The organism is Nocardia sp. NPDC049935 (genome assembly GCF_055586645.1).
Genome location: NZ_JBVJHV010000001.1, coordinates 151,828 through 171,861 on the forward strand (window position 1 = coordinate 151,828; position 20,034 = coordinate 171,861).

The following is a 20,034-nucleotide window of genomic DNA, read 5'->3' on the forward strand; positions in this document are numbered from 1 at the left end:
CCCCCGGGCGAGACGCGGCGTCGTTCGGTAGCCGGTGCCGGGCGTCGCATGGTGGAGGATAGGCATATACGAGTGCGTGACGGTCGCGCACTCCGAGTCGCCCAGGCGGCACAGCAGATGGAGGCGGGATCAACCGATGGCTAATCCGTTTACGAAGGCCTGGAAATATCTGATGGCCCTCTTCGACTCCAAGATCGAGGAGCACGCGGATCCGAAGGTCCAGATTCAGCAGGCTATCGAAGAAGCTCAGCGCCAGCACCAGGCCCTGTCCCAGCAGGCCGCCTCGGTGATCGGGAACCAGCGTCAGCTGGAGATGAAACTCAACCGGCAACTCGACGAGGTCGAGAAGCTCAACGCCAACGCGCGCCAGGCCGTCGTCCTCGCCGACCAGGCCAACGCGGCCGGCGATACCGAGAAGGCGATCCAGTACACGAACGCCGCCGAGGCCTTCGCCGCGCAGCTGGTGACCGCCGAACAGTCGGTGGAAGACCTCAAGGTTCTGCACGACCAGTCGCTGCAGGCCGCCTCCCAGGCCAAGAAGGCGGTCGAGCAGAACGCCATGCTGCTGCAGCAGAAGGTCGCCGAGCGCACCAAACTGCTCAGCCAGCTCGAACAGGCCAAGATGCAGGAGCAGGTCAGCGCCTCCCTGCAGCAGATGGACAGCACCCTGTCCGCACCGGGCAGCGTCCCGAGCCTGGACGCGGTGCGGGAGAAGATCGAACGCCGCTACGCCACCGCGCTGGGATCGGCCGAACTCGCCCAGAACACCGTCCAGGGGCGCATGCTGGAGGTCCAGCAGGCCAGCGTCCAGATGGCCGGGCACAGCCGGCTCGAGCAGATCCGGGCCTCCATGCGCGGCGATTCGCTGCCCGCCGGTAGTGACAACTCCGCCATCGACGCCGGTAAATCCGCGGCCGAACCGGCCCAGCCCCAACCCCAGATGAACAAAGGCCAGACCGCACAGCAGTAGCGGCTCCACAAGAGTTCGGCGAGGACAGCGATGAAGTCTGACAGGCCCCGATTCCCGACCGGGTCCCGGGAATTCACCCAGGCCTGGACGGATCTGCCGCCCCAGGCGGCCGCCGTCGCCGGAACTCTGCGCGAAGCCGGGGAGAACGCCCTCGTCGCGGTCCGCCGGTGGGCGGACCCGCGCGAACGTGAACTCCGCAGGCGCCGTCGCGCCCGGCGGCGCAGTATCGGGCTGGGCACCGCCTCCGGGCTCACGACCGCCGGCGCCGTCGGCCTGGTGATCCTGTCCGCTCCCGCCTGGGCGGTACTGGTTCTCGGCGGGGGTGCGGTCGCCCTGGTCACCGGCGCGGCCCTGAGTACCCGGCGCTATCTGCAATTGCGCCGCGCCCCGCTGCCCATGGCCGGTCATATGCCCCGCAAACTCCCCGCCGCCCGGTCGGCCGCCCGTCCCGCCATGGCACGGCTGGCCCGGGCGGAACGCGCGCTGCACGAGGTGGCCGGTCAGATCGCGCGTTCGCGCCGGCTCCCCGCCGACGAACTCGAGGACCTGGTGGCCACCGCCGCGTCGGGCTCCGCCGCACTCACCGCCCTGGCCACCGATATCGCCACCATGGAGGGCGCCATCCGGGCGCTGAGCGGTGGCGCGGCCGATCTCGCCGATACCGCCGACGTCCACCGGCTCGATGAGAACCTGAGGTCGATCGTGGCCCGGCTCGACAGCGGCGTCACCGAATACGAACAGGTGGTGGCCGCGGCCACCCGGGTGCTGGCCGTCGACGAAACGGGTGCGCTGCGCTACCGGTTCGACGGTATCGTCGCCGATCTCCGCCATGCCGCGGATCGGATGGACGGCTGGGCCCAGGCGCTCACCGAACTCGCCGACCGCGCCCCCGAGGGGCTGCTCCCACCGGCCGCCGGCCGCACGCAGTGGCCGCAACCGATACCGGAGGCCGTGCGCCGTCAGGCTCGTTCCTGACGTCTCGGGGATAACCCTGATCTTCCCCGGATATCGCTTCTCACCTGGTGATTTCCCGATGCGGCGGTGTCATGCTCGAAGCAGGCACAACCGCTGGGAGGCAAAATGCTGTGGAAGATCATCGGCGTCGTCGCCGTCGTCTGGATCGCACTGGCAGTGATCGGCGCCCTGATCAAAGGCCTGTTCCCGATCCTCGTGATCAGTGCCGTCGTCTTCGGCCTGTATCTGCTCTACAAGGCGATTTCGGGTTCGGACGACAACACCGTCACCAAGGTCTGACCGCGCCGCGATGCGGGCATGCTTCCCCTCGGGCGCCGGGTGCGCCACGATGATCGCATGACGAGCATGCCGCATCTTCCCGAGGACTGGCAGCGCGCGCTGGTCATCGTCGCGCACCCCGACGATATCGAGTACGGGGTCGCCGCGGCGGTGGCCCGCTGGACCGGCCAGGGCAAAGACGTCCGGTACGTACTGGCCACCTCCGGGGAGGCCGGTATCGCCGGACTGCCGCCCGCCGAATCCGGGCCGCTGCGGGAAGCCGAGGAACGCGCGTCGGCGGCGGTCGTGGGCGTACGCGAGGTCGAATTCCTCGGCTATCCGGACGGGCGGATCGAAGCCGGCCTGCCACTGCGCCGCGATCTGGCCGCCGCGATCCGCCGGCATCGCCCGGAACTGGTGGTACTGGCCCATTTCGGGCCCACCTGGGCGCCCGGCTTCGTCAACAGTGCCGACCACCGCGCGGTCGGCCGGGCCGGGCTCGACGCGGTCTCCGACGCGGGCAACGAATGGATCTTCCCCGAGATCGCCGATCTCGCGCCGTGGACGGCGCGCTGGGCCGCCGTCGCGGTACCCACGGGAGCCACTCACGGCGTGGATGTCACCGATACCGTCGACCGGGCACAGGCGTCACTGGCCGAACATCGCCGATACCTGGAGGTCCTGAGCCCGGAACCCGTGGCGGACCAGGCGCGGGCGGTGGTCGAGATGACCACCGCGCCGGTCACCGGTTTCCCCGCCGCACGAGCGGTCGGATTCGAGCTCTTCACGTTCTGAGATTTTGGAGGCGCTCCGCGCCTCGAGGGTGGGGCCCTGACATCCCGGTTCTTCACTCCCGGCGGTCGGTCGCTGCGCTCCCTCCCTCTGGTCGCTCCAGAACCGGGCGGGCCCCACCGGGGCGGGATGCGACCATCGGGATAAGGACGCGGGATCCCCGCATGAGGCACCCGCAGGCCGTAGCCACGGTCCGGTGCCGGCGTCACCACCGGGTTCCGATCCGGACCGGGCGCATCCAGTGGATGGGCCACCCCTCGGTCCCGAGTCCCGCGAGGCCCGGAAAGGGTTCGGCCCGCGTCTGCTGTCAGCGCTCGAAGCGCATGTGGCGAAGCCACGAGTCTCGAGCGCTGACAGCAGACGCTCAGGAGGGCCGAACCTCGAGCAGCGGAGCTGCTCCAAGATTCGAGCCCGGTGTGCGCGTGCGTGCGGGGTGCGTGGCAGGCTGAGCGGATGCGAGTGGCTGTCGTCGCCGGTCCCGATCCGGGTCATGCCTTTCCCGCTATCGCGCTGTGCCTGCGGTTTCTGGAGGCGGGCGACGAGCCGGTCCTGTTCACCGGTCCCCGCTGGTTCGATGCCGCGCGGGCGGCGGGGATCGGGGTGCGCCGGCTGAAGGGGCTGGCGCCGCGGCCGATCGACGACGACGCCGACGCGGGAGCGCGGATTCATCAACGGGCCGCGTATATCTCGACCGAGATCCTTCCCGAACTCGGCGCGATGCTGCCGGAACTGGTTGTCTCGGATGTGCTCACCGCCGGTGGCGGGATGGCCGCCGAACGGTTGCGGGTGCCGTGGGTGGAGCTGTCTCCCCATCCGCTCTATCTCCCGTCGAAGGGCCTGCCGCCCATCGGGAGCGGGCTGGCGCCGGGGACCGGGGTGCGGGGCCGGGTCCGGGATTCGGTGCTGCGGACCTTCACCGCGCGGGCGGTGCGCACCGGGGAGCGGCAACGGGAGATGGCGCGGGCCGGTGTGGGTTTGCCCGCGGCGGATCCGGGACCGGCCGCCCGGCTCATCGCGACCCTGCCCGCATTGGAGGTGGACCGCCCGGATTGGCCGGTGGAGGCCGAGGTGATCGGGCCGCTGCTGTGGGAGCCCACCGATCGGCGGCTGGCATTGCCGCCCGGCGACGGACCGCTGGTGATGGTGGCGCCGTCCACCGCTCATACGGGGGTGGCGGGAATGGCCGAGACGGTGCTGACCGCCTTGGAGGGCACCGGGGTCCGGGCGGCGGTGTCGATGCTCGATGAACCGCCGGATCCTTTGCCGCCGTGGGCGACCGCGGGACTCGGGCGCCAGGACGAACTGCTGCGGCACGCCGCCGTGGTGGTCGGTGGCGGTGGGCACGGCCTGCTGGCGAAATCACTGTCCGCCGGGGTGCCGGTGGTCACTGTGCCCGGCGGTGGCGACCAGTGGGAACTGGCCAATCGCGCGGCCCGTCAGGGATCGTCGCTGCTGGTCCGCCCGCTGACCGCGGAGTCGGTTCGCGACGCGGTCCTGCGGGTGCTGGACGAGCCCGGGTTCACGGCGGCGGCGCGCTCGGCGGCCGCGGGGCTCGCGGGTTCGGCCGATCCGGTGGCGATCTGCCATCGTGTGCTGGACTCGGTGCGGGCGCACTGACCGCGCCGCCCCGGGTCACGGTGGGGCGGGTATCTTGTGCACGGTGCGGTTGACGGAATTCCAGGAACTCTTGCACACCGAATTCGGCGTGGCGCGGGGTGACACTCTGCTCAGCGATCACGTCATCCTCGCTCTCGACAGCCGGACCGGTGCTGCCGCAATCGAAGCCGGGGTGGATCCGCGCGAGGTCTGGCGCGCGCTGTGCGCCGAATTCGACGTCCCGCGTTCGCGGTGGTGAGCCGGGCGGTTCAGCCTCGGCGCTCCTGGTGGGGCGCGGCCTCGGCGACGCGCGGGCGCGTGGCTTGACTCGAACACCTGTTCGTCTAGGCTGAGGCCCGAACTTGTCGGTGCCGCCCTCTACTGTGGGCGCCAACCACACCAACCACCCACCCGGTGAAAAGGGGAGACACAATGGCGCCACAGCCCTACGACCGCGACAAGGCCCTCGAACTCGCGCTCGCGCAGGTCGAGAAGAGTTTCGGCAAGGGCGCGGTGATGCGCCTCGGGGAAGAGGCCCGCCAGCCGGTATCGGTGATCCCGACCGGTTCCATCGCCCTCGATGTCGCTCTCGGTATCGGCGGTCTGCCCCGCGGCCGGATCGTGGAGGTCTACGGCCCGGAATCCTCGGGTAAGACCACCGTCGCGCTGCACGCGGTCGCCAACGCGCAGGCGCTCGGCGGCGTGGCCGCGTTCATCGATGCCGAGCACGCCCTCGATCCCGACTACGCCGCCAAACTCGGTGTCGATACCGATGCCCTGCTGGTCTCCCAGCCGGATACCGGTGAGCAGGCCCTGGAGATCGCCGATATGCTCGTGCGCTCCGGCGCCATCGACATCATCGTCATCGACTCGGTTGCCGCCCTGGTGCCCCGCGCCGAGATCGAGGGCGAGATGGGCGACAGCCATGTCGGCCTGCAGGCCCGCCTGATGAGCCAGGCGCTGCGGAAGATGACCAGTGCCCTGAACAACTCCGGTACCACCGCCATCTTCATCAACCAGTTGCGCGAGAAGATCGGCGTCATGTTCGGTTCCCCCGAAACCACCACCGGTGGTAAGGCGCTGAAGTTCTACGCGTCCGTGCGGCTGGATGTGCGCCGGATCGAGACGCTGAAGGACGGCAGTGACGCGGTGGGCAACCGGACCCGGGTCAAGGTGGTGAAGAACAAGGTTTCGCCGCCGTTCAAACAGGCCGAGTTCGATATCCTCTACGGCCACGGCATCTCCAAGGAGGGGTCGCTGATCGATATGGGTGTGGAGCACGGGTTCATTCGCAAGTCCGGCTCCTGGTACACCTACGAGGGCGATCAGCTCGGGCAGGGTAAGGAGAACGCTCGCAAATTCCTGCTGGAGAACATCGATATCCGGGATGAGGTCGAGAAGAAGATCAAGGAGAAGCTGGGGATCGGCGCGGATGTGACCGCGACGGAGGAGACCCCGGCCGATTTCTGACCCGGTGAACGAACGCGCAGCCGCCCGCCCCGGCGAGCCCGATCCGGTGGCGCAGGTGCGGCGGCGTCTCGAGGAACTCCTGGCCGCCGGTGGGAGAGTTACCGGTACCGCCCGGGGTACCCGGCCGGACGAGTCCGATCCGCAGCGGACTCGTCCGGCCGGCGCCCGGGAAACGGATTCCGGTTCGGGAAGCGGACGGCCTGCCCGCCGGCAGCGGGGCGTGGGCGGTCCGAGTGGCGAGGAGCCGGGCGGAACCGTCGAGCAGGCCAAGGAGGCGTGCCTGCGGTTACTGGCGGTCCGGGCGCGGAGCCGGGCCGAGCTCGCCCAGCGGTTGGTCACGAAGGGCTACTCGGCCGATGTGGCCGAGGGGGCCCTCGAACGATTGGCCGAGGTCGGTCTGATCGACGACGCCGATTTCGCCCGGCAGTGGGTGCGGGAGCGGCACGGTTTCTCCGGGAAGGGTAAACGGGCGCTGGCCCAGGAGCTGCGCCGCAAAGGTGTGGCCCCTGAGGACGCCGAGGCCGCGCTGGACACCGTCACACCGGATGACGAGTACGACCGCGCCACCGAACTGGTCCGGCGCAAACTGCGGACCCTGCCCGCGGGCCTGGACCGGGAGAAGGCGCTGCGCCGGCTCGTCGGTATGCTCGCTCGCCGCGGCTACGGCCATCAGGTGGCGTATTCGGTGGTCACGACCGAGTGGGACGCGGCGAATCCCGGCGCCACCGTCGACGAACCTCCCCCCGTCGACTGACGGTATCTCTCCGGAAGACCTCGTCCGGCAGCCCCGGGGTGAGTGAGCAGCGCCTTCGGCCGTCGACTTTGCCCGGCACCGTCGATATCCGTGCGGCCGATCGCGTCGGCAGCCGGGAGCCCGGCGTCCGGACAGCACAGTGGCCCGGAGCGACTGCTCCGGGCCACCGTGCTGTGTGGACTACCCGCCGGACCTACTTGCGCAGATCCAGGCCGGGCGCGGCATCGGCGACGACCGAATCCGCCGCCACCACCGCACCGCCGCGTTTGCGGCGACCGGCGCGCAGCCGCTTCTCCAGCCAGGTGGCGGTCGTGGAGAGCAGCACGTTGAGCACGATCATGATGATCGCGACCACGATGAGCGCCGGGATGGTGTTCGATTCGGCGGCGCCGAGCTGCTGGGCACTGCGCACGACCTCCTCGTAGGTGATCACGTAACCGAGCGCCGAATCCTTCAGGGCCACCACCATCTGCGAGATGAGCGCCGGCAGCATGGCGGTGATCGCCTGGGGGAGCAGGATGAGCCGCATCAGCTGGCCCTTGCGCAACCCCAGCGCCACACCCGCCTCGGTCTGCCCTTTCGGCAGCGACAGGATCCCGGCACGCACGATCTCGGCGATCACCGATCCGTTGTAGATCGTCAGCGCGGTCACCACCGCGGCCAGCGCCAGATACTCCGAATCGAACAGGTCGTATTCGGAATACAGCGCGAACAGGAAGATCATCAGGATCAGCACCGGAATGGCGCGGGCGACCTCGACGACGGTACCGGCCGTCCAGCGCACCCACGCGTGGTCCGACAGCCGCGCGATACCGAAGGCCATACCCAGGATCAGCGCGAAGACGATCGACAGCACGGCCGCGACGATCGTGCCGCGCAGACCCGGCAGGATATAGGTGCTCCAGACCGCGCCGTCCAGGAAGGGTTCCCATTTCTCGGCGGTGAACTGGCCCTTGTCCGCGAACCCGCGGTAGACGAACCACCCGGCGGCGATCGCCGCGACCAGGATGACGACCGAGTAGATCAGATTGCGGATCTTGGCGACCGGGCCGGGCGCGTCGTAGAGAACAGATGCCTCGCGCGTCATCGTGCCACCTCGAATCGTTTGGCCAGGGAGCCGAACAGCAGTCCGGCCGGCAGCGTCAGGATCACGAAACCGAGCGTGAAGATGGCGCCGATGGACAGCAGCGCCGCCTCGGTCTCGATCATGTTCTTCATCAGGAACGAGGCCTCGGCCACGCTGATCGCGGAGGCGACCGTCGTGTTCTTGGTCAGCGCGATGAACACGCTGCCCAGCGGGGCGATCACGGAGCGGAATGCCTGGGGCAGCACGATGATCCGCAGGTTCTGCAGGAAGCTGAGACCCAGCGACCGTCCCGCCTCGGATTGTCCCAGCGGTACGGTGTTGATGCCGGCGCGTAGTGATTCACAGACGAAGGCCGCCGTGTACACGCTCAATCCGATGACCGCCCAGCGGAAGTTGTTGTCGGCCAGCGACGTCGGACCTTCGGAGGCCAGATTCATCCCGAGCGTGGAGTACAGACCCAGCGAGCAGAACACCAGGATCAGGGTGAGCGGGGTATTGCGGAACACGGTGACATAGGCCGTGCCGGCCCACCGCGCCACCGGAACCGGCGAGACCCGCATCCCTGCCACGATCGTGCCCAGCACGAGCGCCCCCAGCGTGGACAGCAGGGTGAGTTTGATGGTCATCCAGAATGCCTCGAGCAACTGGGTGTCGTATTCCGAGATCAAATCGAACACAGTGGTTACGCGCCTCCGATTGGCGGATTGGGCCGATCGCGGGTCCGGGCCGGTATCCGGCCCGGACCCGCGGTGCGGTGGGTCAGTACCGGTCCACCTTCGGGGCCTCCGGGGTCTCGTAGCTCGCGGCCTTGCCGACCACGTCCTGGAAGGCGGTCGCCCAGGCGCCCGAGGAGATCATCTCCTCGATCGCGTCGTTGATCTTGTCGCGGGTCTCCTTATCACCCTTCTTCACGCCGATGCCGTAGTTCTCCGTGGTGAACGGCTCGCCCACGACCTTGTACTTGCCGGGGGACTGCGAGGCGTAACCGGCGAGGATGATGTCGTCGGTCGTCACGGCCGCCACCGCGCCGCTGTTGAGGCCCTCGAGGCACAGCGAGTAGGTGTCGTAGGTCTGCAGCTGGGTGTCGGGGTACTTCTTCTGGATGTTCTGCGCGGGCGTCGAGCCGGTCACCGAGCAGACGGTCTTCCCGGCCAGATCGTCCGGACCCTTGATCTCGTTGTTGTCGGCACGGACGAGCAGGCTCTGCCCGGCGACGTAGTACGGCCCGGCGAAATCGACCTTCTCCTTACGGGAGTCGGTGATCGAATAGGTGGCGACGACGAAATCGACCTGACCGTTCTCGATCAGGGTTTCGCGCTGCGCGGACGGAGCTTCCTTGAAGGTGATGGCATCGGGCTGGACGCCGAGTTTGGAAGCCACGTATTTGGCCACCTCGACATCGAACCCGCTGTAGGTGTTGTCGGTGTTACGCAGGCCCAGCCCGGGCTGATCGTATTTGATGCCGATGGTGAGCTCGCCCTCCTGGGCGTTCTCCAGCGCGGTCTTATCGCTACCTCCGCCGCAGGCCGCGGTGGTGGCCACGGTGGCGACTACGGCGACCGCACCGACCGCGAGGCGGAATGCTCGGTTGATCCTCATCGATTTCCTTCCCTCATCTCGATGGCGCTGTGCCATCGCGTGTGCCTGTGCCCGGACGGGCGGATGCGCCGGCGCCCGACCGGGGGTCGCGGGCCGGGCGACGGCTCAGTGGCTCAGGATCTTGCCGAGGAAATCCTTGGCGCGATCGGATTCGGGCGCACTGAAGAACGTCTCCGGATCGGTGTCCTCCACGACCTGCCCGTCGGCCATGAACAGGACCCGGTCCCCGGCGCGCCGGGCGAAACCCATCTCGTGGGTGACCACCAGCATGGTCATCCCCTCCTTGGCGAGCGACACCATGACCTCGAGGACCTCGTTCACCATCTCGGGATCGAGGGCCGAGGTCGGCTCGTCGAACAGCATCACCTTCGGGCTCATCGCCAGCGCCCGGGCGATCGCCACGCGCTGCTGCTGGCCGCCCGAGAGCTGCGCCGGGTACTTGTCGGCCTGGTTCGCGATACCGACCCGGTCGAGCAACTCCATGGCCCGGGTCCGGGCCTCGTCCTTCTTGGTCCCGCGCACCTTGATCGGCGCGAGCATCACGTTCTCGACGATCGTCTTGTGGGCGAAGAGGTTGAACGATTGGAACACCATGCCGACATCGGCGCGCAGGGCGGCCAGTGCCTTGCCCTCGGCGGGCAGCTTGACGCCGTCGACCAGGATTTCCCCGGAGTCGATGGGTTCGAGACGGTTGATCGTGCGGCACAGCGTCGACTTGCCGGAGCCGGACGGGCCGAGCACGATGACGACCTGCCCGCGGGGCACCTCGAGATTGATATCGCGCAGTACATGCAGGGCACCGAAGTGTTTGTCGACGGCGCGTACAGAGATCATCGGTGGCACGGCGTTATTGCCGGCTGCTTCGGGCGCGTCGGCATCGGTGGCGTCGATCATGAACCAAACCTTATGCCGGTTTTCCCGGATTTGCGGACCTTCCGGCGACACGCCTATACGCCACACCGCACGGATATCCGGGTTTAACCCGATGATCATTTAGCGTAACGGGTTCGCTCCGATGCGATTTGCCCGCTTTCGGGGTATTCCCCGGCGGCGCCGGATCGCGGCACCGAAAACCGTAGGATAGCCGTTCGCCGAGTGACGGGGCGCACAGACACGACGCGGCCCAGGTCGCGGCGGGTACCCGGGAGCGCCGATCTGCCGGAACCGGTCCGGACGGCGGCCCGTACCCTGGACGCGTGGATTCGATCGGACAGGTAGCGTCGCCCATTCGGTTCGAGCCGGCCGGCGCGCGCAGTTACGAGGTCCGCACCTTCGGTTGCCAGATGAACGTGCACGATTCCGAACGCTTGTCCGGCCTGCTCGAGGATGCGGGCTATACGAGGGCCGCGCCCGGGGCGACGGCCGACCTGGTCGTCTTCAACACCTGCGCGGTGCGGGAGAACGCCGACAACAAGTTGTACGGCACCCTGGGCCACCTCGCGCCGGTCAAGGCGTCGCGGCCGGGTATGCAGATCGCTGTCGGCGGCTGCCTGGCGCAGAAGGACCGCGACACCGTGGTGCGCAAGGCGCCGTGGGTGGACGTGGTGTTCGGGACGCACAATCTCGGTGCGCTGCCGGTACTGCTGGAGCGGGCCCGTCACAACGACGAGGCGCAGGTCGAGATCCTCGAGTCGCTGGAGGCGTTCCCCTCGACCCTGCCCGCCCGGCGGGAGTCGGCGTACGCGGGCTGGGTGTCGATCTCGGTCGGCTGCAACAACACGTGCACCTTCTGCATCGTGCCGTCGCTGCGCGGAAAAGAGGTCGATCGGCGTCCCGGCGATATTCTCGCCGAGGTACAGGCCCTGGTGGAGCAGGGCGTTGTGGAGGTCACGCTGCTGGGGCAGAACGTCAACGCCTACGGGGCGTCGTTCGCCGATCCCGATCAGCCACGCGACCGCGGCGCCTTCGCGAAACTGCTGCGCGCCTGCGGCGGGATCGACGGGCTGGAACGGGTCCGCTTCACCTCGCCGCATCCGGCCGAGTTCACCGACGATGTCATCGAGGCGATGGCGCAGACCCCCAATGTCTGCCCGCAACTGCATATGCCGCTGCAGTCCGGTTCGGACCGGGTGCTGAAAGCGATGCGCCGCTCGTACCGCAAGGCCCGCTTCCTGGGCATCATCGAGAAGGTCCGGGCGGCCATGCCGCATGCGGCGATCACCACCGATATCATCGTCGGCTTTCCGGGCGAGACCGAGGAGGATTTCCAGGACACCCTGGACGTGGTGCGGCAGGCCCGGTTCACCAGCGCCTTCACCTTCCAGTACTCACCCCGGCCCGGGACACCGGCGGCCGAGATGGCCGATCAGGTGCCCAAGGAGGTCGTTCAGCAGCGCTACGACCGGCTGATCGCCCTGCAGGAGCAGATCTGCCTGGACGCCAACCACGATCTGGTGGGCGCCGAGGTGGAACTGCTGGTGGCCGCGGGCGCCGGGAAGAAGAACGCCGCCACGGCCCGGATGAGCGGGCGCGCCCGCGACGGCCGGCTGGTGCATTTCCGGCCCGAGGGCGCCGCCGAGGCGATCCGGCCCGGCGATCTGGTGACGGTGCGGGTGACCGGCGCCGCGCCGCATCACCTGGTCGCCGACTCCGGCGTCCGCGCGCACCGGCGTACCCGGGCCGGTGACGCGCACGAGGCCGGAACCACCCCGAAAACCGCTCCCATCGGCGTGGGGCTCGGTCTGCCGCGGATCGGAGCGCCCGAACCGGAGCCGGTCGCGGCCTCGGGGTGCGCTTCGGGATGCGGGATATGACGACCCCCGCGGGGGACAGTGCGGACCGCGAGCCCGAGCACGATCCGGAAGCCGAGAACGCGGCGGACCCGGGTGCGACAGACTCCCCCGCCGGTGGGCGCGCGGCCGCCGGTCCGGCATCGGCCGGCGGGAGCAGCGGTGCCGGATCAGCCGCGGGAGACCGCGCGAACGAATCAGCCGATGGAAACGAGGACGATGTGAACCCGGCCGAGGCCACCGAGAAATTCGAGGAGTTCCGCGACGATCTGGACGCGGTGGAGCGCCGGATCGCGGGTGAGATCGATCCCGGAGTGCGGGCCATGGTGGTGGCGGGTGCGGTGTTCGTGCTGCTGCTCTCGCTGGTCCTGCCCCATGCCGGCGGCGCCCGGGGATTCGACGTGCTGCTCGGATCGGAGGCGGCCACCGCCGAGCACATCGGTCTGCCGTCGCGGATATTCGTCTGGTTCGTACTGCTGTTCGGAATCGGGTTCTCGCTGCTGGCGCTGATGACCCGGCGCTGGGTACTGGCCTGGATCGCGGTCGCGGGCTCGGCGATCGCGAGCGCCTTCGGAGTCTTCTCGATCTGGCATCGGCAGACCCCCGGCCTCAACAACTACATCGGTGCGGGTCCGGGAATCGGTCTCGTACTCGGCACCCTCGCGATCATGGTGCTCACCTTCCACTGGGTGAAGGTGGTGTGGAGTCGTACCGCGGTCCAGCTGGCCGCCGAGGAACAGCGGCGAATCGCTGCCGCTCGGGAGGAAGAGCGACAGCGCCGCCATCGGCTCGGCGAGGACTGATCGGCGCCTGCCACCGGGGGCACCCGCGGCAGGCGGAACCGGCGCTCAGAGGTTGCTGACCGCGCCCTCCGCGGCCTCGGCCCACTCCCGCCACTGTTTCGCCTGTTCGAGGGCGCGTTCCGCGTCCCGGGTCTTCCCGGCCGCGGTGGCCTTGGCCGCCTGCTCCTCGAACTGGGCGACCCGTTCGCGGAACTGCGCGGCGCGGGCCAGCGCCTCGGGGTCGGTGCGGCGCCACTGGGCGTCGGCGGCCTGGCGCACCCGCTTCTCCACCGCGCGCAGCCGCGCCTCCAGGTCGTGCATCCGCTCGCGCGGGACCTTACCGATCGCGTCCCAGCGTTCCTGCAGGTCACGCAGTGCCGCGCGGGCGCCCTCGAGATCGGAATCCGGGTCGATGGCGGATTCGTAGCTGCCGAGCAGTTCCTCTTTGGCCGTCGCGTTATCGGCGAACTCCGCGTCGCGTTCGGAAGCGGCGGCGTTGCGGGCCGCGAAGAAGACGTCCTGGGCGCTCTTGAACCGGCGCCACAGCGCCTCGTCGGCTTCGCGCGGGGCGCGGCCGGCGTTCTTCCACTCGACCAGCAGTTCCCGGAACACCGCGGCGGTACCGGGCCAATCGGTGGATCCGGAGAGTTCCTCGGCCCGGACGCACAGTTCTTCCTTGCGGACCTTGGCGGCCGCGCGCTCCCGGTCGAGTTCGGCGAAATGGGCTCCGCGCCGCCGGTTGAAGGCCTCGCGGGCCTTGGAATAGCGCCGCCACAGGGCGTCGTCGACCTTCCGATCGACCCCGCGGATCGTCTTCCACTCGTCGAGGATCTCGCGCAACCGGTCGCCCGCGGCCTTCCACTGGGTGGATTCGGCGGCGATCTCCTCGGCTTCGGCGGCGAGCGTCTCCTTACGCTCGGTGTGCTCGTGCCGGGTGCGCTCCTTCTCCTCTTTCGCGTGCGCGGCCGCTTCGTCGGAATGTTCGGCGATGGCGCGCAGCCGGGTGGTCAGCCCATCGATATCGCCGATCACCGCCGCGGTGGGCAGCGTTTCGGCGAGCGCGACCGCGGCGGCCTTGGTCTTGCGGGCATCGGTCCCGGCGGCGAGCCGGGCCTCGAGCAGCGCGACCTCGGTGGCCAGATCGTCGAACCGGCGGCCGAAATGGGCCAGGCCCTCCGCGGCGTCCCCGGCCTGCCAGGATCCGACGACCCGTTCGCCGTCGGCCGTTTTCACCCAGGCCGTGCCGTCCTCGTCGACGCGGCCCCACCGAGCGGGGTCGGTGGCGGTGGGTACCACCACGGGATGCGGATGCTCGGTGGCCGGAGTCGCCGATTTCATCGCCGCGGGGGAGGGGTGCATATCGCCGGGTTTGGGACGGTTACGGGGTTTCGGAGCGGTGGACGGGCGACCGGGAGTCCCCGGGCCGGGTTTGGCGGTTCCGTTGCTGTGGGTCATTGCTCCTCGTCCCTGCCGCGCGTCACGGCTGCCTGGTTTACGCGCTGCGCATTCTGGCTATGCTCTGCTCATTCTGGCTACGCCCGCTCATTCTGGCTACGTCTGCCCGTTCTGACCAACCTGTTCACCGCCGTACCCGCCGAGCCGGCCGCCGCGAACGCCCTCCGGTGGCGGTACCGCCGCGATCCGGGCGTACCCGCTACCGAACGGGTGGCATAGGGCCGGACCTGCGGTTCCGGACCCGCTGCGACCTGGTCCGGGTACTTCGCACCCTAGCAATTGCGACCCGGTTTCCGGGAGAGACACTCGTAGCTCGTCCACGACGGCGACGCCGGCGGGCGTACCGGCCGGGTCCGGGCCGGGCGGTCACGGGCTACGGTTGACTGCGTGTTCTGTCTTGCGGCCCTCGTCCCCTCGCCGCCCGTTCTGGTTCCCGAGCTGTGCGGCTCGGCGGCGGGCGTGGATTCCGCGCCGGAGGCGACCCTCAGCGCGCTGCGGTCGGAGGTACTCGGGGTGGGCGCGGCGCTGGCCGAGGCGGCGTCGGAGTGGACCGTGCTGGGTGTCGGCGGGTCCGATCGGGTCTACGACGCCGATACCGTGGGCACCTTCCGGGGATTCGGCCGCGATGTGACGGTATCGCTGGGCGGTCCGGGGACCGGATCGAGACGTCCGGATCCGGAGGTACCGCTGGCGGTGCTGGTCGCGGGCTGGTTGCGGGGCGCGGTGGCGCCGCACGCGACGGCCCGTGCCCAGGTGATCGCGGCCGGCGGCCCGGCGCAGCACTGCGCCGAGATCGGCGCGAAACTGCGGGCCGAACTCGACGCGGTGGACGAACCCCAGGGTGTGCTCGTCGTCGCCGACGGCGCCGCGACCCTGTCGCAGGCCGCGCCGGGGTACTTCGACCCGCGAGCGGCGGCCACCCAGTCCGAACTCGAGCGGGCGCTCGCCGCCGGTGACCACGCCGCCCTGCTGGCACTCGATCCCGATCTCTGCGCCGATCTCATGGTGTCCGGCCGGGCCGCGTATCAGGCACTGGCCGGTTTCTTCGCCGCCGATACCGCGGCGCCCGCGGTGGTCGAGCGCTACCGCGACGCGCCGTTCGGTGTCGGCTACTACGCCGGGCTGTGGCGGCCCGGGGGCGGACAGCGGTGACCGGGCCGCTCCGCCCGGTCGCGGTGGTCGGGCCCACGGCCACCGGCAAATCGGATCTCGCCCTCGATCTGGCCGAGCATCTCGACGGCGAGATCGTGAACATCGACGCGATGCAGCTCTACCGGGGGATGGATATCGGGACCGCGAAGCTGGCGCCGGAGCAGCGGCGCGGGATCCCCCATCATCAGCTCGACGTCCTGGCGGTCACCGAGACCGCCACCGTCGCGGCCTATCAGGCCGCCGCCTCGCGGGATGTCGAGGCGATCATGGCCCGTGGGCGGGTACCGGTCGTGGTCGGCGGTTCGATGATGTACGTCCAGGCCCTCCTCGACGACTGGGAGTTCCCGGCGACCGATCCGCTGGTCCGGGCGCGCTGGGAGGAACTGCTGGCCGGTCGGGGTGTCGCGGCGGTGCACGAGGCGCTGCGCCGGGCCGATCCGGTCGCCGCGGCCACCATCCTGCCGACCGACGGCCGGCGGATGGTGCGGGCGCTGGAGGTCGTCGAACTCACCGGGAAACCCTTCGCCGCGTCCGCCCCGGTGATCGGTGAGCCGCGCTGGGGAACCCGTATTCTCGGCGTGGATCGCGATACCGACGACCTGGACCGGCGGATCGCCGCGCGCACCGAGGCGATGTTCGGCGCCGGGCTGGTGGGGGAGGTCCGCGCGCTGATCGACCAGGGGCTGCGCCGTGGGCAGACCGCGCGGCGGGCGATCGGGTACGCCCAGGTGCTCGCGCACCTCGACGACGAGTACGGTCTGCCGGAAGCACAGGAGCGGACATTCATCGGGACGCGCCGGTACGTGCGACGGCAGCGCTCCTGGTTCCGGCGCGACCGGCGGGTGCGCTGGGTCGACGGTGCCGCCCCGGACGCGGCCCGCATCGCGCTGTCGCTGCTCACCGACGAGTCCGGCCCGCTCCTGCCCGGTCCCGCAGCGAAGGAGCGAACCCGGCCGTGACCCGGCAGATCCACAGTCGCAATGCCGCCGTCCAGGTATGGACGGCCTATCTGGACAACCGCACCAAACGGCACCGCGACCGGCGGTTCCTGGTGCACGGAGTCCGCCCGATCACCCAGGCCCTGGCCCACGGATGGCCGCTGGAGACCCTGCTGTACCGGCTGGGTGAGCCGGAACTGTCCGGCTGGGCGCGCGAAATCCTCGATACGGCGGAGGTCCCGGCGGTCGGGCTGGCGCCGGAGTTGATGGCGGATCTGGGGGAGAAGACCGGCGGTGCGCCCGAACTGGTGGCGGTCGCCGAACACGGTGCCGCGGATCTGGCGGCCTACGAGGCCGGTGAGCCGGGAGAGGCTCCGGTCGTGGTGGTGTTCGATCGCCCGAATTCGCCGGGCAATCTGGGCACGCTGATCCGCTCCGCGGACGCGTTCGGCGCGTCGGCGGTGGTGGTCACCGGGCACGGGGCCGACCAGTACGACCCGCGGTGCGTGCGGGCCTCGACCGGATCGCTGTTCGCGGTACCGGTTCTGCGGGCGGCCGGACCCGACGAGGTGCTGGCCTTCCGCGACCGGCAGGTCGCCCGGGGTATTCCGACACAGGTGGTCGGTACCGACGAACGGGGCGCCCGGGCGATCTTCGATCATGATCTGATCGATGCCACGATTCTGGTGGTCGGCAACGAGACCGCCGGGATGAGTGCCGCGTGGCTCGCGGCCTGCGATGAGACGGTCACCGTCCCGATGGGAGGCAGCGCCAGTTCGCTGGGCGCGCCCTCGGCGGCGGCGGTGGCGCTCTACGAAATTTCCCGGCAGCGCCGGACGTTTGCCAGATGAGACGAGCCCGGCCGCGCCGCGCGGCCGGCCCCAGACGGAAGAGCGAGGACTTGGCGGGCACCAGTACCGAGACAGCGGTCGAATTCACCAAGGGTCACGGCACCCAGAACGATTTCGTGCTGCTTGCCGACCCCGGGGTCCGGCTCGAGCTGACCGCGTCCCGGGTGGCCGCGCTGTGTGACCGGCGCCGCGGCCTGGGCGCCGACGGTGTGCTGCGAGTGGCGCGGGCCGGTGCGCTGGTCGACGCCGGGGTCCTGCCCGGGCTGCCCGCGGGCGTGGGCTCCGGCGATTGGTTCATGGACTACCGCAACGCCGACGGGTCGATCGCCGAGATGTGCGGGAACGGTGTCCGCGTGTTCGCCCACTACCTGCGGGCCCGCGGTCTCACCGCCGAGGACCGGTTCGTGGTGGGCAGCCGCGCCGGCGGCCGCCCGGTCGTGGTGCACTCCGCCGGGCAGGTGCACGGGGAGGTCACCGTGGATATGGGACCGGTGCGGGTGCTGGGCGAATCCACCGCGACGCTGGCCGGATGGGGTCATCCGGGACTGGGGATCGATGTCGGCAATCCGCATCTGGCCTGTGTGGACAGCACGCTCACGGCGGAATCGCTGGGCAAACTCGATCTGACGGTCCCGCCCGGCTTCGACCCCGATATGTTCCCGCGTGGGGTCAACGTCGAGATCCTCACCGGTCTCGACGCCGACGGCGCGGTGGATATGCGGGTGTACGAACGCGGTGTCGGGGAGACCCGCTCGTGCGGGACCGGGACGGTCGCCGCGGCGGCCGCCGCGCTGGCCGCGACCGGTTTCCCGCTGGCGACGGGCACCGGTGAGGTGACGGTCCGGGTTCCCGGCGGACAGGTCCGGGTGGGGTTGAGCGCGGGCGCGGCCTGGTTGCGCGGCCCGTCCGAACTGGTGGCCGACGGCAGTCTCGCGGCCGACTGGTGGAACGCCGGATAAGGCCGCGAGCGGGAAATTCACATGCGCCGACCAGCGCATCGGTGGCAGCATGGATGGTGTATGAGAAAAACTGACATTTCCGGGACCGGCGAACGGTCCCCCGAATCGTTCGACGCCGAATCGTTCGATACGGAATCGTCCGATACCGATTCCTTCGACGGCGCCGACGATACCTTCGCGGCCACCGGGAGGCGCGCCGCGAACGGAACCGGCCCCCTCGTGCGCCGCGGCGGCTGGTCCTCCGATCCCACCACCGGTGAACTCCAGCTCGACGACCGCAGCGCACTGCGCCGTATCGCCGGTCTGTCCACCGAGCTCACCGATATCACCGAGGTCGAGTACCGGCAGCTGCGCCTGGAGCGGGTGGTACTCGTGGGCGTCTGGACCGAGGGCAGCGTGGCGCGCGCCGAGGCGAGTATGGCCGAATTGGCCCGGCTCGCCGAGACCGCGGGTTCGGAGGTGCTCGAGGCGCTCATCCAGCGCCGCGACCGCCCCGACCCGGCGACCTATATCGGGTCCGGCAAGGCCGAGGAGTTGCGTGCGGTGGTGCTGTCCACCGGTGCGGATACCGTCATCTGCGACGGTGAGCTCACACCCGCGCAGCTGACCGCGCTGGAGAAGGTCGTCAAGGTCAAGGTGGTCGACCGGACCGCGCTCATCCTCGATATCTTCGCCCAGCACGCCACCTCCCGTGAGGGCAAGGCGCAGGTCGCGCTGGCGCAGATGGAGTACATGCTGCCGCGGCTGCGCGGCTGGGGTGAGTCGATGTCGCGGCAGGCCGGTGGCCGGGCGGGCAGCAACGGCGGTGTGGGTCTGCGCGGACCGGGTGAGACCAAGATCGAGACCGACCGTCGCCGGATCCGCGAGCGGATGGCCAAACTGCGGCGTGAGATCCGCGAGATGAAAACCGCCCGCGACACCAAACGCGCGCGCCGCACCTCCAGCGGAGTGCCGGCGGTCGCGATCGTCGGGTACACCAACGCCGGTAAATCGAGCCTGATGAACGCGCTCACCGGCTCCGGGGTGCTGGTGCAGGACGCCCTGTTCGCCACCCTGGACCCCACCACCCGCCGGGCCGAACTCGAGGACGGCCGGGAAGTGGTGTTCACCGATACCGTCGGGTTCGTCCGGCATCTGCCGACGCAGCTGGTCGAGGCGTTCCGCTCCACCCTGGAGGAGGTCACCGGAGCCGATCTGCTGCTGCACGTGGTGGACGGCACCGATGCCCTGCCCGCCGAGCAGATCAAGGCGGTGCGCGAGGTGATCACCGATGTGGTGCGTGAATCCGGAGCCCCGGCGCCGCCCGAACTCCTGGTCGTCAACAAGATCGACGAGATCGATCCGGTGGAGCTGACCCGGTTGCGCGCGCTGCTGCCGGACGCGGAATTCGTCTCCGCCCACAAGGATCTCGGGATCGATCGGTTGCGCACGCGGCTCGACGAGGTGCTCGGCGGCCTGGACGTCGAGGTGAGCGTGCTGCTGCCGTACACCCGTGGCGATCTGCTCGCCCGTATCCACGCCGACGGCCGGATCTCGCAATCCGAGCACACCGAGAGCGGAACCCGGGTTCACGCGCGGGTGCCCCGGTCGCTGGCGGCGGCGCTGGCCGCATACGCCCACGCGGGAGCGGTCGAGGCGTAGCGGTTACCGGCACAATTCGGCGGGGC

20 protein-coding genes are annotated in these 20,034 nt (G+C 69.8%); 15 read left to right on the plus strand and 5 right to left on the minus strand.

The genetic code is table 11. The features are described 5' to 3' along the window. Nucleotides 1–136: 136 nt before the first annotated feature. From pspA to recX, 8 genes are all read left to right on the plus strand, one after another. Nucleotides 137–970 (plus strand): phage shock protein PspA, encoded by an 834-nt coding sequence (gene pspA / locus ACZ6SF_RS00750; RefSeq protein WP_466059466.1) that lies wholly within the window; start codon nucleotides 137–139, stop codon nucleotides 968–970. 30 nt (nucleotides 971–1,000) lie between these two features. Next, complete coding sequence (pspM, locus tag ACZ6SF_RS00755) at nucleotides 1,001–1,945, plus strand: phage shock envelope stress response protein PspM (RefSeq protein WP_466059467.1); 945 nt, start codon at nucleotides 1,001–1,003, stop codon at nucleotides 1,943–1,945. Nucleotides 1,946–2,050: 105 nt separating this feature from the next. Beyond that, nucleotides 2,051–2,224, plus strand: a complete 174-nt coding sequence (locus ACZ6SF_RS00760; protein WP_168443547.1) for a hypothetical protein — start codon at nucleotides 2,051–2,053, stop codon at nucleotides 2,222–2,224. A 66-nt stretch (nucleotides 2,225–2,290) separates the two neighbouring features. Further along, nucleotides 2,291–2,998 carry a PIG-L deacetylase family protein gene (locus ACZ6SF_RS00765; RefSeq protein ID WP_466061297.1) on the plus strand — a complete coding sequence of 236 codons (708 nt, stop codon included), beginning with the start codon at nucleotides 2,291–2,293 and terminating at the stop codon, nucleotides 2,996–2,998. Between the two features lie 450 nt (nucleotides 2,999–3,448). Next, nucleotides 3,449–4,612 carry a glycosyltransferase gene (locus tag ACZ6SF_RS00770; RefSeq protein WP_466059469.1) on the plus strand — a complete coding sequence of 388 codons (1,164 nt, stop codon included), beginning with the start codon at nucleotides 3,449–3,451 and terminating at the stop codon, nucleotides 4,610–4,612. Between the two features lie 43 nt (nucleotides 4,613–4,655). Next, entirely contained in the window at nucleotides 4,656–4,850 is a 195-nt protein-coding gene (locus ACZ6SF_RS00775) for a DUF3046 domain-containing protein (protein ID WP_466059470.1), read from the plus strand. Nucleotides 4,851–5,023: 173 nt separating this feature from the next. Continuing rightward, entirely contained in the window at nucleotides 5,024–6,061 is a 1,038-nt protein-coding gene (recA, locus tag ACZ6SF_RS00780) for a recombinase RecA (protein WP_466059471.1), read from the plus strand. Nucleotides 6,062–6,281: 220 nt separating this feature from the next. Continuing rightward, a complete protein-coding gene (gene recX / locus ACZ6SF_RS00785) occupies nucleotides 6,282–6,815 on the plus strand; it encodes a recombination regulator RecX (protein WP_466061298.1) in 534 nt (177 codons plus the stop codon). Between the two features lie 193 nt (nucleotides 6,816–7,008). Here the strand turns inward: recX and ACZ6SF_RS00790 are convergent, their stop codons facing one another. The 4 genes from ACZ6SF_RS00790 to ACZ6SF_RS00805 all read right to left on the minus strand — a co-directional run bounded on the left by ACZ6SF_RS00790 (nucleotide 7,009) and on the right by ACZ6SF_RS00805 (nucleotide 10,335). Next, entirely contained in the window at nucleotides 7,009–7,902 is an 894-nt protein-coding gene (locus tag ACZ6SF_RS00790) for an amino acid ABC transporter permease (RefSeq protein ID WP_466059473.1), read from the minus strand. Continuing rightward, a complete protein-coding gene (locus tag ACZ6SF_RS00795; RefSeq protein ID WP_466061299.1) occupies nucleotides 7,899–8,528 on the minus strand; it encodes an amino acid ABC transporter permease in 630 nt (209 codons plus the stop codon). Before ACZ6SF_RS00795 ends, ACZ6SF_RS00790 begins: the two co-directional genes overlap by 4 nt. 133 nt (nucleotides 8,529–8,661) lie before the next feature. Beyond that, a complete protein-coding gene (locus tag ACZ6SF_RS00800; RefSeq protein ID WP_466059475.1) occupies nucleotides 8,662–9,501 on the minus strand; it encodes a glutamate ABC transporter substrate-binding protein in 840 nt (279 codons plus the stop codon). A 105-nt stretch (nucleotides 9,502–9,606) separates the two neighbouring features. After that, a complete protein-coding gene (locus ACZ6SF_RS00805) occupies nucleotides 9,607–10,335 on the minus strand; it encodes an amino acid ABC transporter ATP-binding protein (protein ID WP_466061300.1) in 729 nt (242 codons plus the stop codon). A gap of 362 nt (nucleotides 10,336–10,697) precedes the next feature. On the opposite strand from ACZ6SF_RS00805, the gene miaB reads away from it, so the two are divergent. Continuing rightward, nucleotides 10,698–12,254 (plus strand): tRNA (N6-isopentenyl adenosine(37)-C2)-methylthiotransferase MiaB, encoded by a 1,557-nt coding sequence (gene miaB, locus ACZ6SF_RS00810; RefSeq protein ID WP_466059477.1) that lies wholly within the window; start codon nucleotides 10,698–10,700, stop codon nucleotides 12,252–12,254. A 197-nt stretch (nucleotides 12,255–12,451) separates the two neighbouring features. Then, the gene (locus ACZ6SF_RS00815) at nucleotides 12,452–13,033 is read left to right on the plus strand and encodes an Rv2732c family membrane protein (protein ID WP_466061301.1); all 582 of its coding nucleotides are present in this window, start codon (nucleotides 12,452–12,454) and stop codon (nucleotides 13,031–13,033) included. Nucleotides 13,034–13,078: 45 nt separating this feature from the next. Here the strand turns inward: ACZ6SF_RS00815 and ACZ6SF_RS00820 are convergent, their stop codons facing one another. After that, on the minus strand, nucleotides 13,079–14,467 hold the full coding sequence (locus tag ACZ6SF_RS00820; RefSeq protein WP_466059479.1) for a DUF349 domain-containing protein: 1,389 nt from the start codon (nucleotides 14,465–14,467) through the stop codon (nucleotides 13,079–13,081). Nucleotides 14,468–14,854: 387 nt separating this feature from the next. Here ACZ6SF_RS00820 and ACZ6SF_RS00825 point away from each other — a divergent pair, with 387 nt between their 5' ends. From ACZ6SF_RS00825 to hflX, 5 genes are read left to right on the plus strand one after another with little or no spacing between them, the layout of a single operon-like run. Next, nucleotides 14,855–15,619: a class III extradiol ring-cleavage dioxygenase family protein gene (locus ACZ6SF_RS00825; RefSeq protein ID WP_466059481.1), complete on the plus strand. Its 765-nt coding sequence runs from the start codon at nucleotides 14,855–14,857 to the stop codon at nucleotides 15,617–15,619. After that, nucleotides 15,616–16,578 (plus strand): tRNA (adenosine(37)-N6)-dimethylallyltransferase MiaA, encoded by a 963-nt coding sequence (gene miaA / locus ACZ6SF_RS00830; protein ID WP_466059483.1) that lies wholly within the window; start codon nucleotides 15,616–15,618, stop codon nucleotides 16,576–16,578. Before ACZ6SF_RS00825 ends, miaA begins: the two co-directional genes overlap by 4 nt. Further along, nucleotides 16,575–17,408 (plus strand): TrmH family RNA methyltransferase, encoded by an 834-nt coding sequence (locus ACZ6SF_RS00835; RefSeq protein WP_466059485.1) that lies wholly within the window; start codon nucleotides 16,575–16,577, stop codon nucleotides 17,406–17,408. Before miaA ends, ACZ6SF_RS00835 begins: the two co-directional genes overlap by 4 nt. A 50-nt stretch (nucleotides 17,409–17,458) precedes the next feature. Beyond that, nucleotides 17,459–18,367 carry a diaminopimelate epimerase gene (gene dapF, locus ACZ6SF_RS00840; protein WP_466059487.1) on the plus strand — a complete coding sequence of 303 codons (909 nt, stop codon included), beginning with the start codon at nucleotides 17,459–17,461 and terminating at the stop codon, nucleotides 18,365–18,367. Between the two features lie 60 nt (nucleotides 18,368–18,427). Beyond that, nucleotides 18,428–20,008, plus strand: a complete 1,581-nt coding sequence (gene hflX, locus ACZ6SF_RS00845; protein WP_466059489.1) for a GTPase HflX — start codon at nucleotides 18,428–18,430, stop codon at nucleotides 20,006–20,008. Nucleotides 20,009–20,034 lie beyond the last annotated feature (26 nt).